The 14,521-nt window shown below is 40.9% G+C and carries 17 protein-coding genes; 8 read left to right on the top strand and 9 right to left on the bottom strand.

Going from position 1 to position 14,521, the window contains the following annotated elements:
• Nucleotides 1–3: 3 nt before the first annotated feature.
• Together metG and CYK47_RS04705 are read left to right on the top strand one after the other, a co-directional pair.
• On the top strand, nt 4–2,061 hold the full coding sequence (gene metG, locus CYK47_RS04700; RefSeq protein WP_122899391.1) for a methionine--tRNA ligase: 2,058 nt from the start codon (nt 4–6) through the stop codon (nt 2,059–2,061).
• 181 nt (nt 2,062–2,242) lie between these two features.
• Nucleotides 2,243–2,599, top strand: coding sequence for a hypothetical protein (locus CYK47_RS04705; protein ID WP_122899393.1), 357 nt, complete (start codon nt 2,243–2,245; stop codon nt 2,597–2,599).
• Between the two features lie 250 nt (nt 2,600–2,849).
• Here CYK47_RS04705 and CYK47_RS04710 read toward each other — a convergent pair whose 3' ends face one another.
• A complete protein-coding gene (locus tag CYK47_RS04710) occupies nt 2,850–3,818 on the bottom strand; it encodes a hypothetical protein (protein WP_122899395.1) in 969 nt (322 codons plus the stop codon).
• Nucleotides 3,819–3,913: 95 nt separating this feature from the next.
• On the opposite strand from CYK47_RS04710, the gene CYK47_RS04715 reads away from it, so the two are divergent.
• Nucleotides 3,914–4,882: an MBL fold metallo-hydrolase gene (locus CYK47_RS04715; RefSeq protein WP_122899397.1), complete on the top strand. Its 969-nt coding sequence runs from the start codon at nt 3,914–3,916 to the stop codon at nt 4,880–4,882.
• Between the two features lie 84 nt (nt 4,883–4,966).
• Nucleotides 4,967–5,422, top strand: coding sequence for a DIP1984 family protein (locus CYK47_RS04720; protein WP_122899399.1), 456 nt, complete (start codon nt 4,967–4,969; stop codon nt 5,420–5,422).
• Nucleotides 5,423–5,702: 280 nt separating this feature from the next.
• On the opposite strand, the gene CYK47_RS04725 is transcribed toward CYK47_RS04720, so the two are convergent.
• Nucleotides 5,703–6,326 (bottom strand): LysE family translocator, encoded by a 624-nt coding sequence (locus tag CYK47_RS04725; RefSeq protein WP_122899400.1) that lies wholly within the window; start codon nt 6,324–6,326, stop codon nt 5,703–5,705.
• Nucleotides 6,327–6,506: 180 nt separating this feature from the next.
• Nucleotides 6,507–6,692 carry an NF038215 family lipoprotein gene (locus CYK47_RS04730; RefSeq protein ID WP_122899402.1) on the bottom strand — a complete coding sequence of 62 codons (186 nt, stop codon included), beginning with the start codon at nt 6,690–6,692 and terminating at the stop codon, nt 6,507–6,509.
• A gap of 91 nt (nt 6,693–6,783) precedes the next feature.
• Between CYK47_RS04730 and CYK47_RS04735 the strand changes: the two genes are divergently transcribed.
• Together CYK47_RS04735 and CYK47_RS04740 are read left to right on the top strand one after the other, a co-directional pair.
• Entirely contained in the window at nt 6,784–7,647 is an 864-nt protein-coding gene (locus tag CYK47_RS04735) for a 1-aminocyclopropane-1-carboxylate deaminase/D-cysteine desulfhydrase (protein ID WP_122899404.1), read from the top strand.
• Between the two features lie 49 nt (nt 7,648–7,696).
• Entirely contained in the window at nt 7,697–8,896 is a 1,200-nt protein-coding gene (locus CYK47_RS04740; RefSeq protein ID WP_122899406.1) for a BaiN/RdsA family NAD(P)/FAD-dependent oxidoreductase, read from the top strand.
• Nucleotides 8,897–8,899: 3 nt separating this feature from the next.
• Here the strand turns inward: CYK47_RS04740 and CYK47_RS04745 are convergent, their stop codons facing one another.
• The 3 genes from CYK47_RS04745 to CYK47_RS04755 all read right to left on the bottom strand — a co-directional run bounded on the left by CYK47_RS04745 (nt 8,900) and on the right by CYK47_RS04755 (nt 11,407).
• Nucleotides 8,900–9,169 carry a hypothetical protein gene (locus tag CYK47_RS04745; protein WP_122899408.1) on the bottom strand — a complete coding sequence of 90 codons (270 nt, stop codon included), beginning with the start codon at nt 9,167–9,169 and terminating at the stop codon, nt 8,900–8,902.
• Between the two features lie 55 nt (nt 9,170–9,224).
• Entirely contained in the window at nt 9,225–10,973 is a 1,749-nt protein-coding gene (locus CYK47_RS04750) for a mechanosensitive ion channel (RefSeq protein WP_122899410.1), read from the bottom strand.
• A gap of 182 nt (nt 10,974–11,155) precedes the next feature.
• Entirely contained in the window at nt 11,156–11,407 is a 252-nt protein-coding gene (locus CYK47_RS04755) for a hypothetical protein (protein WP_122899412.1), read from the bottom strand.
• Nucleotides 11,408–11,559: 152 nt separating this feature from the next.
• On the opposite strand from CYK47_RS04755, the gene CYK47_RS04760 reads away from it, so the two are divergent.
• The gene (locus CYK47_RS04760) at nt 11,560–11,982 is read left to right on the top strand and encodes a hypothetical protein (protein WP_122899414.1); all 423 of its coding nucleotides are present in this window, start codon (nt 11,560–11,562) and stop codon (nt 11,980–11,982) included.
• Between the two features lie 162 nt (nt 11,983–12,144).
• Here CYK47_RS04760 and CYK47_RS04765 read toward each other — a convergent pair whose 3' ends face one another.
• A complete protein-coding gene (locus CYK47_RS04765; protein ID WP_122899416.1) occupies nt 12,145–12,906 on the bottom strand; it encodes a ferredoxin--NADP reductase in 762 nt (253 codons plus the stop codon).
• Nucleotides 12,907–12,991: 85 nt separating this feature from the next.
• Between CYK47_RS04765 and gigC the strand changes: the two genes are divergently transcribed.
• Nucleotides 12,992–13,870, top strand: coding sequence for a LysR family transcriptional regulator GigC (gene gigC, locus CYK47_RS04770; RefSeq protein ID WP_122899418.1), 879 nt, complete (start codon nt 12,992–12,994; stop codon nt 13,868–13,870).
• A 31-nt stretch (nt 13,871–13,901) separates the two neighbouring features.
• On the opposite strand, the gene CYK47_RS04775 is transcribed toward gigC, so the two are convergent.
• Both CYK47_RS04775 and CYK47_RS04780 read right to left on the bottom strand, forming a co-directional pair.
• Entirely contained in the window at nt 13,902–14,165 is a 264-nt protein-coding gene (locus CYK47_RS04775) for a hypothetical protein (protein ID WP_122899420.1), read from the bottom strand.
• 162 nt (nt 14,166–14,327) lie between these two features.
• A partial coding sequence (locus CYK47_RS04780) for a transposase domain-containing protein (RefSeq protein ID WP_164709117.1) occupies nt 14,328–14,521 on the bottom strand: 194 nt, incomplete at its 5' end.

The following is a 14,521-nucleotide window of genomic DNA, read 5'->3' on the forward strand; positions in this document are numbered from 1 at the left end:
TCCGTGCGTAATATTTTAGTCACCAATGCCCTTCCTTACGCCAATGGCCCGATCCATATGGGTCACTTACTTGGTTATATCCAAGCAGATATTTGGGTTCGTGCGATGCGTGCAATGGGTCATAACGTGACTTATGTATGTGCAGACGATGCTCACGGTACAGCAATTATGCTACGTGCCGAAGCGAACGGCATTAGCCCAGAACAACAAATTGCCAATGTGCAAGCCGAACACGAACGCGATTTCGCAGGCTTTAAAGTCGACTTTGACCACTACGACTCGACCAACAGCGCAGAAAACCAAGCGCGTGCTTCAGAAATTTATATTAAAAACCGTGATGGCGGTAACAGTGCTGTACGCCCTGTTAAACAATTGTTTGACCCTGAAAAAGGCATGTTCTTGTCAGATCGTTTCATTAAAGGCACATGCCCAAAATGTAAAGCGGAAGATCAATACGGCGACTCATGTGAAGTCTGCGGTACCACTTATAACGCGACTGAATTATTAGATGCAAAATCAACCTTAAGCGGTGCAACACCGGTTGAGAAATCTTCAGATCATTACTTCTTTAAACTACCGAATTTCTCAGAATACCTGCAAAAATGGACGCGTGACGAAGGTCGTTTACCGGTCTCTATTGCCAATAAACTCGATGAATGGTTTGAAGCAGGTTTGTCAGATTGGGATATTTCTCGTGATGCGCCATACTTTGGCTTTGAAATTCCTGATGCGCCAAACAAATACTTCTACGTGTGGGTGGATGCGCCAATTGGTTATATGTCGAGCTTTGAAAACTACATCAAGACTAAACGTCCTGATTTAAGCTTTGACGATTACTGGAAAAAAGATTCTCAAAATGAGGTGTATCACTTCATTGGTAAAGACATCGTGTATTTCCACGCGCTGTTCTGGCCTGCAATGCTTGAAGGTGCCAACTACCGTACCCCATCTGGCTTATTCGTAAACGGTTTCTTAACTGTAAACGGTCAGAAGATGTCGAAATCTCGTGGTACATTCATTAAAGCTGAAACGTATTTACAGCATTTAAACCCTGAATATCTACGTTACTACTTCGCATCTAAACTGTCTGATAAAGTTGAAGATTCTGACTTAAATCTTGATGATTTTGTACAAAAAGTCAACTCTGACTTAGTGGGTAAAGTGGTGAACATTGCTAGCCGCTGTGCAAAATTCATTAACACCAAGTTTGACAATAAATTATCTGCGACGTGTACTGAACCTGAATTGGTACAAAGCTTTATTGATGCAGGTGCATCAATTGCAGCGCAATACGAAGCGCGTGAATTCTCTGCTGCGATTCGTGAAATCATGGCGTTAGCTGACAAAGCCAACCAATACATTGATGAGAAAAAGCCTTGGGCACTCTCTAAAATTGAAGGCGAAGAACAACAAGTACATGACGTATGTTCTGTCGGTATTAACCTGTTCCGTCAATTGGCAGTTTACCTTGCGCCAGTATTGCCTACACTTGCTGAACAAGTGCAAGCCTTCTTACAGTTAGACAGCTTCGACTTTGCTTCGCGTGAAACGATTCTTGTGGGTCATGAAATTGCATTGTTCCAACCATTAATGCAACGTGTAGACCCGAAAGCTGTAGCGGCAATGGTCGATGCATCTAAAGACTCTTTAGCGGCTCCTGCTGAAGCACCAAAAACTGAAAAGAAAAAAGAAAAGAAAGTTGAAAAGAAACCTGAAGCTAAAGTAGGCGAAGCTGAAATTATTGGCATCGAAGACTTTATGAAAGTGGATTTACGTGTAGCGGAAGTTTTAGAAGCCGCTCACGTTGAAGGTTCTGACAAGCTTTTACAATTGACATTAAATGTGGGCGAAGCTGAACCACGTAACGTGTTTAGCGGTATTCGTGAGTTCTATGCGCCTGAAGACTTAAAAGGCAAATTAGTGGTGATGGTTGCAAACCTTGCACCACGTAAGATGCGTTTTGGTATTTCTAACGGTATGGTATTAGCTGCGGGTAATGGCGATGGTGTTTGGGTGATTTCACCTGAATCTGGTGCTAAACCGGGCGATAAAGTGTCTTAATTTTTTAGATTAAGATAAAGAAAAGCCTCTACATTGTAGGGGCTTTTTTATTTTTGCAATTTACCTAAGCCATTTTAAAAATATATTTTTTAGATCATAGCTACAACTTTGGTGGAATTTGCAATTGAAAATTCAACCAATTTGACTACAATTCACTCGTTATTTATGGGGTAAATACATCGTGAAAAAATTATTAATTGCTGCTTTAGCGGTATCATCTGTGGCATTCACTGGTTGTTCTGTTCGTATGGCAGACATGACTGTTGCTTCAACTAAAAACTACAACTTAAACTCAAACCAATTTGTCAAAGGTGAGCGAGTTACAGGTGAAGATAAAGTACCTGTAGTTCTATTCCCATTAGGTATTCCTAACTTTAAAACTGCCATAGACCGTGCAATTGAGAAAGACCGTTGTGCAGTTGCTTTATCTGATGTGGTGATTACGCAACTTAACCAAGCATTTATTGTTGGTCAAATAGGTTACCGCGTGGAAGGTACTCAAGTAATTGACCGTTCACAACCTGAATGTAAAAAATAAGATAGAACACCTTAATTATAAAGCCTCTACGTTTTAGGGGCTTTTTTATTGGTTTTCTCACCTTTCCCTTGCGCAGCAGTGCTGCTCATCTCCTAAAAAGAGAGGGAAAGTCTTTTTGACTTCCAAAGCAGTATGCAATCAGATGATTTGCGACATGGATGTCGCCCGTTCGTTAGGGGCACACGGACGTGCCCTCTAACGAACAAAGGATTTTTGTTACTTTTGATCCTTCAAAAGTAAAAATTGATATTTATTCTTCTTGAATTTTTTCCCACTGATGTATGCAGTAACTACAATATCCTTCATTCCAAGTAACTTCCTCTGGACATAAACTGGCTGAACATCGTTCACATTCATGGTTAGCACTTTCCTCGCAGCATAAACAAACTCCCTCTTCCATAGAATATGTTTCTTCACCACATTCTGGACATATTGTATAAGGATCAGAACCACCATCTTTATAATGGTGATAACCATAGTGCCTTTTACAATCGACTGAAACTGCAGAATCGATTACTTGTTCGAATGAAAGCTCATCATGACAAGCTACACACTCATAGTCGGTATATTTAGCTGACACTTGTATTTCGATAGGCTTTAACAAATCTGAACCACAATTTGAGCATATTGCATCTTTTATTAAGCTTTTTTGTTTTGCTGAAAAATATGTGTTTTGATCTAGTGAGTGTAAACATTCTAGTTTTTCTTTATCATAAACATTTTTGACATCAAGTAATTTTTGCCAATAATTCTGTCCTAGTAGTTTAGATGGCTCTTCATTTAAATACTTTCGAACAAAATCGTTAATAATATTAAAACTATGAGTTAATATAGCTTGGATCGCCTTAGGATTTTCATTGCTAAAATAATGCTCTACATTATTTCTATACTCTTGAATTTTTTCTAAATTCTCCCATTCTACTTCTATCTTAAATTCATTAAATCTATCAACTATACCTTTGAAATTTACTGTGTTATTTCCAACCCCGACAAGACTCTTATTTCCATCTTTATCTGTTATTTCCTTATTTTTAACTTTAATGTATAAATCATTAGATCCTATTGGACTTAAATCCGCCAAATAATTCTTAAATAGTAGTAAGATCCCTGAAAATAGATTTCGTGTACATGAAACCAATCTTTTAGGATTTTCCTCTATTAATTCATAGTCATCTATCCCCAAGTGAATAGAATCAATTGCATTGTTTAATATTGTCATTTTTAGTCCTTAGATTTTTTTAGACAATTTATCTATTCACTTCATTAATTACAAATGCTAAAACAACATATCCTTTTAAAATCAATAAAAATCCCATGAAAACTCTAAAGCTCCTATTCCTTACTCTCGCTTTAAGCGCCACAACCCTTACCACCCAAGCAGCTGAACCAACCATCCCAACGCAAAAGCAAGTCGCTGGCTACTATCATCACCAAATTGGCAATACCCAAATCACCGCCCTCCTTGATGGTACAAACTACTTAAGTCCATCTATGTTTAAAGGCTTAAGCGACGCTGAAAAAACAGAAATCTTAAAGAAATACTCAGCAGTAAATGAGAAAGGCATCCAAACCTCTGTGAATGCCTTTTTAATTAATACAGGTAAGCAACTCTTTATGGTCGATAGTGGCGCGGCAAGCTGCTTTGGCACACATCTAGGCTCAATCTATAACAACCTTAAAGCTTCAGGTTATCAACCTACGCAAGTGAATGGCATCTTCCTCACCCATTTACACCCTGATCATGTGTGCGGTATTTCAAATAGCGGCAAAGCCAATTATCCAAATGCCACTTTGCACATTGCTAAAACTGAATATGACTATTGGCTGAGTCCAAACACAGTCAAAAAACTACCCAAAGACAAACAAGCAGGTTTTTTAGCAACAGTTGAAAAAATTAAAGCCGCACTTGCACCTTATGAAAAAGCTAAAAAAATTAAAGTTTTTTCGGATAAATCTTTAAGCTTTGGTGCTGTTGAATTTAAACCATCTTTTGGGCATACACCGGGGCATTACAGTTTTAAATTAAAAACAGATGGTCAAGAATTAGTTTTTATTGGGGATATTGTACACTCACATACTTTACAGTTTGATCAACCTGAAACAGCAATTGAGTTTGATATTGATCCGCAAACGGCAGTGCAAACGCGACTGAAACATTTTGCCCAATATGCCAAAGACGGACAGCTGATTGCCGCACCACATTTACCTTTTCCGGGTATTGGGCATATTTACCGCCAAAATGATACAAGTTATCAATGGATTCCTATTCACTTTAAAGACTAAGATCAGCGCTAAAGCACGTCACTTTTAAGGCTACATCTGCCTTATGCAGATGAAGCTGCCTATCTATTCTTATTGAGACCTATCATGAAACTCGCTGAAGCCTTATTACTTCGAAGTGATCTACAAACGAAACTGGTATCCTTACAACAACGGATTAATAGCAATGTGGTAGTACAAGAAGGTGATCAACCCAGTGAAGACCCGACTGCATTATTGGCAGAAGCATTTCAAGTCAATAGCGAGCTGCATCGGCTGATTCGACGTATTCATCAAACCAATGCACAAGCACAAACTATCAATGGCAATGCTTTACTTGGCGTACTCAATCAACGGGATTTGCTCACTCAGCAACATCGTATCGTGCAACAAGCTATCGAGCATACTCGTCGTGATAATGCGCGTTATAGCTCAAGTGAAATCCGCTGGCTAAAAACGGTCTCGGTACAGCAACTGCAACAACAGGCTGATGACATCAGCAAACAATTACGTTTAAATAATCTCGAAATTCAAGCATCCAATTGGCAAATTGAGCTACTCTAGGTTATAACTGCTTTAGGATATATTGAGCGAGTACAAGGCCTTTGGTTTGTAAGGCTTTAATCCAACAAACACTAGCTAGAAGCAAGGCGTCTGCTTCGCCCATTTACTCATTAGGCGCAGCACTGTGCATCTTTTACCGCTGACTTTTTACTGCGTACTACCATGTACTGGCAATATATCCGCCTCATTCTGCCACTTGATTATTGTATGAGAGATGCTTAGTAAATATTCATTGCAAAAAAATCCTCTACAAATAGAGGATTTTTTTTATAGAACATGCTTATTTCATACCAAATAATAATTTTAAACCCAGCACTGTCATCACCACACCTGCGCCACGGTCAAACAATGCCTTAAAACGTAAATAAACACGGCGTGGTTTGTCTGCCGAAAGTGCAACTGCCACCAAAGAACACCACCCTGCATCAATAAAGAAACATAAGATCGGTAATACTACATAGTAATAACTTGGGATTTCTTTAGGTAAAAGTGCAGTAAAAATACTGGCTAAAATAATCGCTATTTTAGGATTACTCATTTGGGTAATTAAGCCTGAAACATAAGCACGGCGATAACTCATCACTTGTGCGCCATCTGCTACACTTTGTACAGGCTCTTTAGCATGTTTAATAATTTTATACGCCAGCCAAAGTAAATATAAACCACCACAAATTTTAAGTAGCATATATGCCGCAGGCACAGCCAATAATAATGCCTGCAAACCCAGTACCGCCAACAACGCAAAAATCGCTGCACCTGTACCTGTGCCTAAAGCAGTAAATAAACCATGTTTACGTGAAACCGCAATTGAATTTTTTGCCACATAAATAAAGGTTGGCCCGGGACTCATCGCACCTAACATCAGCGCCAAAGCAATTGAGCCTAAAATCACAAGTGATTCCATCGAGATTCCTCTATTCAAGGGAAAAAATAAAGCGCAATTCTACGCTGACTGACAATTTTTTACTGCATTTTTTTTTAAACAATCGATAAAAAATCTGCTGTGCGCTGCACATGTTAATATGGCATCCATATACAAAAAAGATGCCTGTTCTAGGCATCTTTTTCGATGTGCTTAGGCTGCTTATTCGCCCACACTTTGATGTGGCGCATTTAAGGAGGATTGAGCAGGGAGCTTATAGTCGTGTTCATGGACAGGTACGCCACCAATAATCATGGTACGTGGTTGATTTAAACGATCAGTCGCATTATCACAAGCGGATAACAGCACTGTGCTTAGACTAAAAATAAGGAGTAGCATGCAACGCATAATATAAGCCTCCTCTGTTGTTGTTATGCGATTGAGCATAGCAGGATTTGTATATTTTATCAGCAGTTTTTTAGTAATGGACTTTTGCCTTATGTTTGATAATTTAGCCCAACCTATCCCGACTCAACGGATTCGTTATTTAGGGGTCAACATCAGTATTAAACGCCTTGATTTGATTCATCCCTATATCTCAGGCAATAAGTTTTTTAAACTGAAATACAATCTAGCTACTGCGTTGCAACAAGGTAATCAGCAAGTATTAACCTTTGGTGGGGCTTATTCTAACCATATTGCAGCAACTGCTTTTGCCGCACAGGCTATGGGTTTAAGCAGCATTGGTATCATCCGCGGTTTAGAGCTACAAGATCAACCCCTTAATCCTACTTTAAGCATGGCGCAAGATTTGGGTATGCAGCTTAAGTTTATCTCACGCGAGGATTATCGCCATAAAAATCAGCCTGAGTTTTTACAGGCACTGCACACCCAATATCCCCATAGCTATATATTGCCTGAAGGCGGCACCAACTCACTGGCGATACAAGGTTGCCGTGAGATTTTAACCCCTCAAGAACAGCACTTTGACCTAATTTGCTGCGCTGTAGGGACAGGCGGCACCATCACAGGTTTAATTGAAGCCAGCCACGCGCAGCAACAGATTTTGGGCTTTTCAGCTTTAAAAGGCGATTTTTTAAGCCATGATGTGGCAAAACTGACCCATAAACGCAATTGGTCGATTACAGATGAGTTTTGCTGTGGCGGTTATGCGAAAACCAGCCCAGAGCTTATCCAATTTATTCTTGAGTTTAGCGCCCAATATCATATTCCTTTAGAGCAAGTGTATACCGGCAAAATGCTGTATGGCATTTTTCAAATGATTGCGCGTGGCGAGCTGCTTGCTAGCCAAAATATCTTGGTGATTCATAGCGGTGGCTTACAAGGGCGCAACATTGCCTAAAAATCGACTATAATGCGCGGCTTCATTGTTGGCTGTTTGGTATATCACCGTGTCTCCCTCTGTGTTTGATGTAATTGTAATTGGTGCTGGTGCATCGGGCTTAATGTTGGCAGCCATGGCCGCTGCGCGTGGTCGTCGGGTTTTAGTGTTAGAAAAAGCCAATAAAGTGGGTAAAAAAATTCTCATGTCAGGCGGGGGTAAATGTAACTTTACCAATTTATATGTCGAGCCTGAAAATTACGTTTCGCATAACCCACATTTTGTGATTTCAGCCCTGAGCCGTTACAGCAATTGGGATTTTATTGGCATGGTCTGCGACTATGGTATTCAATATGAAGAGCGTAAACACGGCCAGCTGTTTACCCTAAACGGTGCTAAAGAAATTTTAGCCATGTTGTTAAAAGAATGTGACAAAACTGGTTTAGTGACGATTAAAACCAGTGCCGAAGTCAAACAAGTCACCACGCTTGATGATCACGGTTTTCAACTGGCAACCACACTCGGTTTTTTTGAAGCTGAGTCTGTGGTCGTGGCAAGCGGTGGTCTGTCTATTCCCACCTTAGGCGGTTCGGGGGTCGGCTATGAGATTGCCAAACAATTTGGTCATCATATCTATCCAACCCGTGCAGGTTTAGTGCCCTTTACCTTTTCAGATGGCTTTAAAGAAGTCACCACGCGTTTAAGTGGTAATGCCATTGAAGCGACTTTATCCAATGATCTCAATAGCTTTACCGAAGCTTTATTGTTTACCCATCGCGGTTTAAGTGGTCCAAGTTCACTGCAATTATCGAACTATTGGGATGTTGGGCAAAGCTTTAAGATTGACCTGTTACCTAGTCTGGACTTAACTCACCTATTTAAAACCAAGAAGCAAAGCCAACCTAAAGTGTTATTACGTACTCTATTGAGCGAGCATTTACCAAAAAGTGTGGTGTTAGAGCTACAAAATCTGATTTGGTTAGAACATGCTGATACTGCGATTGGTAATGTTAGTGATGATAAACTAGATGCCATTGCAGCACAGCTACACGGCTTTGAGGTCAAACCCTCAGGTACAGAGGGTTATCGTACTGCCGAGGTCACCTTAGGCGGGGTAGATACTACAGAAGTATCTTCTAAAACCATGGAAAGTAAAAAACAAAAAGGCTTGTATTTTATTGGTGAAGTGTTGGATGTTTCAGGACATTTAGGTGGTTATAACTTCCAATGGGCTTGGGCATCAGCACATGCCGCTGCCCAATATGTATAAACTTTACTTAGGCTGTTGATCATCTTCAGCGGCCTGCTTTTTCTCTTTGTGCTGCTGTTCTTGCTCTTGCTGTCGTTTGTCTTCACGTTCCTTTTCTAACTGTTGTTCTTGCTCTTTTTGCTTGGCTCTATCTTGGTGGTGGTGTTTGGCTTTTTGCTCTGCTTTTGGCTTTTTACTGCCAAAGACCAATTGATAACCTGCGACTAGAAAACCAATAGTCACCCCTGCAATGACAGCAGGGGCAAAACGGTTGTTGGGTTTTTTATATGACATTTTGGCATCCTTAATGTTAAAACCGATGGGGAGTTAGCCATCGGTCTAGTGAGGTTTATTTTTTATCTTCAGGTCGAATATCCGTATCGCTTTCTGGTTCGCCTGTCGAACCATAAGGGTTATTTAACGGTTTCTGCTCAGGATTCACGACCAAGCTATCTGGCACAGCAACATCAGGATCTGGGCTGCTTGGTTTTTTATCGGTGACTACTTCAACAGGGGCAATAATTGGGCTATCTGCTTTTTTCATACTTGGTGTTTTGGTAGCAGCAGTTGGCGCTGGACTTTGTGCTTTCATCAAATCTGGTGCTCTGGCTGGTTCAGGATTTGGCTCATTGGCTTCGCGTTTGGCTTTATCAATTAAATCGCTCAGTACTCGCTCGGCAGGATTGCGTCCACCTAGACCAAAAGCTAGAGCAAAAGCGACTGCAACCGCGCCTAAAGTTAAACCAAAGGCCAAATTCACAATCGAATCCGCAATACCCATGGCACGTAAGCCCATCGCCAAGACTAGACCCATAATTAACACACGGACTAAGTTGGCTAACCAACGTGAACTCTTATATTCACCGCGCTGTACCACATTGGCAACAATATTGGCCAGCCAGAAACCAATTACTAGGATGACAGCACCTAGTAAAATGTTGGCACCAAAGTAAATAAACATGGCAATCAAATCACTGATTTGATCAAAGCCTAAACGATTGGCTGCTTCAGACACAGCAAATAGCATGGTAAACAACACAATCAAGTAGCCAACCACGCAAGAAACTTTGGTATCACCTAAGAAGCGCTGGACACCTACTTTGGCAGGAATATTATCTACACCTGTTCCTGCTAAAACTTCAACCACTAATTTTGCCACGAAGCGCGACACCACATAGGCCACAATCAGGATTAAACCTGCGGCAATAATGTGTGGAATCGCATTCATAATTTCATGCAACATTGCTGTGGCAGGTTGTGAAATCGCTTCTACGCCTAAAGCCTCAAATGCCACAATCAAGGCGGTGATCATGACCACAGCAAACAAGAACGAGCCTAATAAGCGCGGTAAATTCGAACCTTTGAATAAACCAATTTTTTCTGCTTGCTGTTGTAGATTTAAACTATTGCCTAAACCCTCAACAATTCCACGTACAATCTTGGCCAAGATATAACCTGCAAAGACAATAATGCCCGCAATAAACAGATTAGGTAAAAAGCCCACGGCTTGATTAACCATGTTTTGTACGGGGTAAAGCAGACCATTTAAACCTAAAATAGACAGTACAATTGGCAAGAAAAGTAATAAAATCAACCAGTAAACAATTTCACTGATATTTTGGCTAATGGGACTTACCCCCACTTCTGCACTGAGTTTTTCATCTAAGCTGGTACGATCAAGTAACTTTTGCAAGCCTACTTTGGCCACATTGGCCACTAACCAACCAATAAAACCCACGGCAACCGCGGCCAATAATTGTGGTACAAACAATAAGAATTGCTGCACCATACTGCTAAATGGCCCACTCACACTATTCAGGTTAAGAGCATTCAAAGCGCCAATCACCGCAATAATCATCACGATCCAAAACACGATACGCGACACAATATTTTCAATATTGGAACGATGCCCTGTGGCATTGGATAGTTTTTGGTTGGTGCCGAGTTTTTGCAGCAGCTTTTTAATGCCAGCTGCCACCACCAAAGCAATAATCCAACCAATAATCAAAATGGCAATGGCGGCTAAAATTGGGTGAAATTGCTCCCAATAGTACATGGCATTTAGACCACCTCGACTGCGCTCAAAATAATCATTCATATTGTTATCCTTTATTGTTTGTTTATCGGGTTTTGGCCCAGCGTTTTCTCTTTATCACCTTAAATTTTGTCTATTTTTTATTCAACGCTTAGTGTTAAAACTACAACAAAAACCCACAATGCGCGAGTAAAAAAAGCCCTAGCGAGTTACAACTAGAGCTTTTTCAATATGTAGCAGCAAACTTAGCGATCATTTGTGCTGGTATCTGTAGCTGTTGCAGTCTGACTATTGGTCACGCCTGCAGGTTGGGCCGTTGGATTTGGATGGCCTGGAGGTGCCTCACTTGGCTTTGGTTTAACGTCTGCGGTCATGTAAAAAATTAAGGCCGCAAGAAACACCCCAACAATAATTAAGATATATACCGGCAAACGCTTTTTTTGTTGGGTTTCTGAAGCACTGGCGGCATGATGCGACTTATTGTGATCGTGTTGCATATTGCTCTCACCTTAGTTGTTTGTTTTTCATACTAACAAGTCTAAGTGTTGCATTGTGTGAAGAAGCATAGCAGGATGGTGAACGAATAGTCGCTCGCTGATGTGATTTTAGGCTATAATCAGCCACTCTTTTTTTGCTGTGTTTTTACTTTATGGCGTATCGTCAACAGAGTGTAACGCTTGATTTAGACACGGATGTCACGCATCAATGTACTTTACACCACACGCGTGATCAGCATTTGATTGGCATCATTGCATTTAATAAACCAAGCTTCCGACTAAAATGGGGTGATTTAGAGTATTTTCGCCGTCGTACCGAAGAATTTTCGGTCATGCCCTTCCCTGAATGCATTAATGCTATGGTCATTGATATTCGTAATGTGGCAGCATTTTTAGACAATGAAGTACCGATTATTCCATGGCGTTTATTAGAAGAGGAATGTCCTGTACGTTTGGTCGTGCCACAGGATCGTCTCGATCACTATGCGGGTTTATTTGAACCAACGTGGCTAAACACCGATGTAGAAACAGCCTTGCAAGAAATTCGTCAATTTGTTGATATGTTTGTGCACTAAAACATAAAAAAACCTCCCGATTGGAGGTTTTTTTACCTCATCTTGCCTTTTTCAAAGGCTCAGAAGCACGGCTTCGCAAGGGAGGGATTCGATTGTGAATAAATGTAGTCAATACAATCCACCCAAACCCCCTCCTTTTAAAAAGGAGGGGCTTCAAAGCAATTACCAATAATTTTCTACGGCAATATTGCCTTCCCCACGGCGGTTCATAGTTAATCCACGCGCTTTTAAGGCTTCTTTGGTGTCATCAACCATTTGCGGATTACCACACAGCATCACATGACTGGTTTCAGGATTTAACGGCATCCCTGCGGCTTGTTCGAGCTCACCGTTGGCAATGAGCACAGGTAAACGCTCATGTAATACTGCATTAGGGTCACGGGTAATAATCGGAATAAATTTAAAGCCTGTATGCCCTTCACCAAACGTAGCAGCAATCTCTTGAATGCGCTCGCTATAGGCCAGTTCTGCCGCTGTACGTACACTATAGACTAAATTAATTTTTTGATATTTTGACCAAGTTTCAAAATCTTGTAGCATCGATAAAAATGGCGCTAAACCTGTGCCTGTAGCCAATAACCATAAATCTTGTGGCAATGGTAACTGATAACGTGCCAGTGTTAAAAAGCCATAGGGAATTTTTTCAAGGTACAATTCATCGCCAACTTGCAAATGCTGCAAGTTAGAGGTAAATGCCCCATCTGGCACCACAATTGAGAAAAATTCTAAAGTTTCATCAAATGGCGATGACACGACTGAGTACGCCCGTACCACTAAATCATCACCCACTTTTAAACCAATACGGGCAAACTGACCTGCGGTAAATTTAAAACGTGCAGGACGCGTTAAGGTAAAACTAAACAGCGTATTGGTCCAACGATGTACAGATAAAACCTTTTCTTGTGTAAATTTCTCAATTGACATAATTTCAACGTGGCATCAAAGACTGCGCTCATGGTAGCATGAGACGATAATTTATGAATATTTTTTCAATGTTAAGGCTATATTCATGCGCATGACATTACGTCAGCTGGCTGTTTTTGTAGCAGTCGCTCAAGAGGGTACCGTCACCAAAGCCAGTGATGCGGTCAAGCTCACACAAAGTGCGGCAAGTATGGCTTTGGCCGACCTTGAAGATGGCTTAGGCGCTCCGCTATTTGATCGTTTAGGTAAACGCTTACAACTGAATGATTTAGGTCGTTTTTTGCTCCCACAAGCCTTAGAAATTTTAGGCCGCTGTGAAGCTTTTGAACAAGCAGCCAAAGGCGAATTACAAAGTATCGATCTACGTCTTGGGGCAACTTTAACCATTAGTGACTATTTAATGCCAGATTTGATGGCGAATTTTTTACAAATTCAGCCACAAGCGCATCTACAGTTACAAGTGGGTAATACTCGGCAAATGATTGAAGCAGTCAATCAATTTCAGCTTGATTTAGCACTCATTGAAGGCTCATGCCATTTACCGCAATTACAATGTATTCATTGGCGTGATGATGAGTTGGCGGTGTGCTGTGCGCCTAGCCATCCTTTAGCGCAATTACAACGTCCATTGACTGCGATGGACTTTGTCGAGGCTGATTGGATCTTACGTGAAGAAGGTTCAGGCACGCGTGAAGTGTTTGATAATGCCATCTTAAAAGATGTACCTGATGCCAATATTCGTTTGACGCTTGGTCATAACGAAGCCATTTTAAAAATTGTGGCGGGTGGCTTAGGCTTGTCGTGTATTTCTAAATTGGCCATTGAACCTTTATGTGAAAAAGGTCAATTGGTGATTTTAGATACGCCGTTTTGGCAACTCACCCGTCCTTTATTTATGCTGGTACATCGCCAAAAATATCAAGGTCCGGGGCTTAAAGCCTTTATGAAGTTTTGTGAAGCATAAAAAAAGCACCCTTGGGTGCTTTTTTGCAATTTTAAGGACTTGCTGTAGATTGCTCGACACAATAAATTCGCCCAGCACAATACAAAGATTGTCTGGGTTTTAACTTAAACTCATAATGCTTCACCCGACGCAGCTGTTGATATTGTTGCAGCTTCTGCTGATCTTGATCTGCTAAACGTACCAAAGGCTGACCTGTATGGCGGTTAAATTGATGATAACCTAACCCTAAAAATAACAGCAGTACAATAAAACCCATTAAGCCTTTGATCTGTTTGATTACAGTTAATTTTTTCATTGTCGTCACTTTGAATTCTTATCATGTCTATATCGCTGTCTTATGCAGCGTGCTCATCCCCTGTACCTGTGACTAGTGTAAACAAAAAATAGATGTTGTGCTGCCTATTATTAAGTTTTTGTAATAGTAGCGTAAGCATCCGCTGAACCCCATACCTATTTTTTAATTTTGGTCGGGTTGCCACCGGTGTGGCAGTAATTCTTCAATTTGGGTCACTTTGTGTGTCGGTAGCCTTTTCAGCACATCACTTAAATAGGCATACGGATCCAAGCCATTGAGCTTTGCTGACTGGATTAAAGTCATGATATTGGCAGCTCGTTGGCCACTGCGCAGCGAGCCAGCAAACAGCCAGTTCT

The sequence above is a fragment of the Acinetobacter sp. B51(2017) genome (genome assembly GCF_003711395.1).
Taxonomy (GTDB): Bacteria; Pseudomonadota; Gammaproteobacteria; order Pseudomonadales; family Moraxellaceae; genus Acinetobacter.

What these genes read in the sequence shown, in the direction of transcription:
- CYK47_RS04745 (WP_122899408.1), bottom strand. Translation starts at nt 9,169, where the DNA reads ATGTCATATAAAAAACCCAACAACCGTTTTGCCCCTGCTGTCATTGCA.
- CYK47_RS04710 (WP_122899395.1), bottom strand. Translation starts at nt 3,818, where the DNA reads ATGACAATATTAAACAATGCAATTGATTCTATTCACTTGGGGATAGAT.
- CYK47_RS04720 (WP_122899399.1), top strand. Translation starts at nt 4,967, where the DNA reads ATGAAACTCGCTGAAGCCTTATTACTTCGAAGTGATCTACAAACGAAA.
- CYK47_RS04735 (WP_122899404.1), top strand. Translation starts at nt 6,784, where the DNA reads ATGTTTGATAATTTAGCCCAACCTATCCCGACTCAACGGATTCGTTAT.
- CYK47_RS04760 (WP_122899414.1), top strand. Translation starts at nt 11,560, where the DNA reads ATGGCGTATCGTCAACAGAGTGTAACGCTTGATTTAGACACGGATGTC.
- CYK47_RS04755 (WP_122899412.1), bottom strand. Translation starts at nt 11,407, where the DNA reads ATGCAACACGATCACAATAAGTCGCATCATGCCGCCAGTGCTTCAGAA.
- CYK47_RS04750 (WP_122899410.1), bottom strand. Translation starts at nt 10,973, where the DNA reads ATGAATGATTATTTTGAGCGCAGTCGAGGTGGTCTAAATGCCATGTAC.
- CYK47_RS04725 (WP_122899400.1), bottom strand. Translation starts at nt 6,326, where the DNA reads ATGGAATCACTTGTGATTTTAGGCTCAATTGCTTTGGCGCTGATGTTA.
- CYK47_RS04715 (WP_122899397.1), top strand. Translation starts at nt 3,914, where the DNA reads ATGAAAACTCTAAAGCTCCTATTCCTTACTCTCGCTTTAAGCGCCACA.
- gigC (WP_122899418.1), top strand. Translation starts at nt 12,992, where the DNA reads ATGCGCATGACATTACGTCAGCTGGCTGTTTTTGTAGCAGTCGCTCAA.
- CYK47_RS04730 (WP_122899402.1), bottom strand. Translation starts at nt 6,692, where the DNA reads ATGCGTTGCATGCTACTCCTTATTTTTAGTCTAAGCACAGTGCTGTTA.
- CYK47_RS04765 (WP_122899416.1), bottom strand. Translation starts at nt 12,906, where the DNA reads ATGTCAATTGAGAAATTTACACAAGAAAAGGTTTTATCTGTACATCGT.
- CYK47_RS04775 (WP_122899420.1), bottom strand. Translation starts at nt 14,165, where the DNA reads ATGAAAAAATTAACTGTAATCAAACAGATCAAAGGCTTAATGGGTTTT.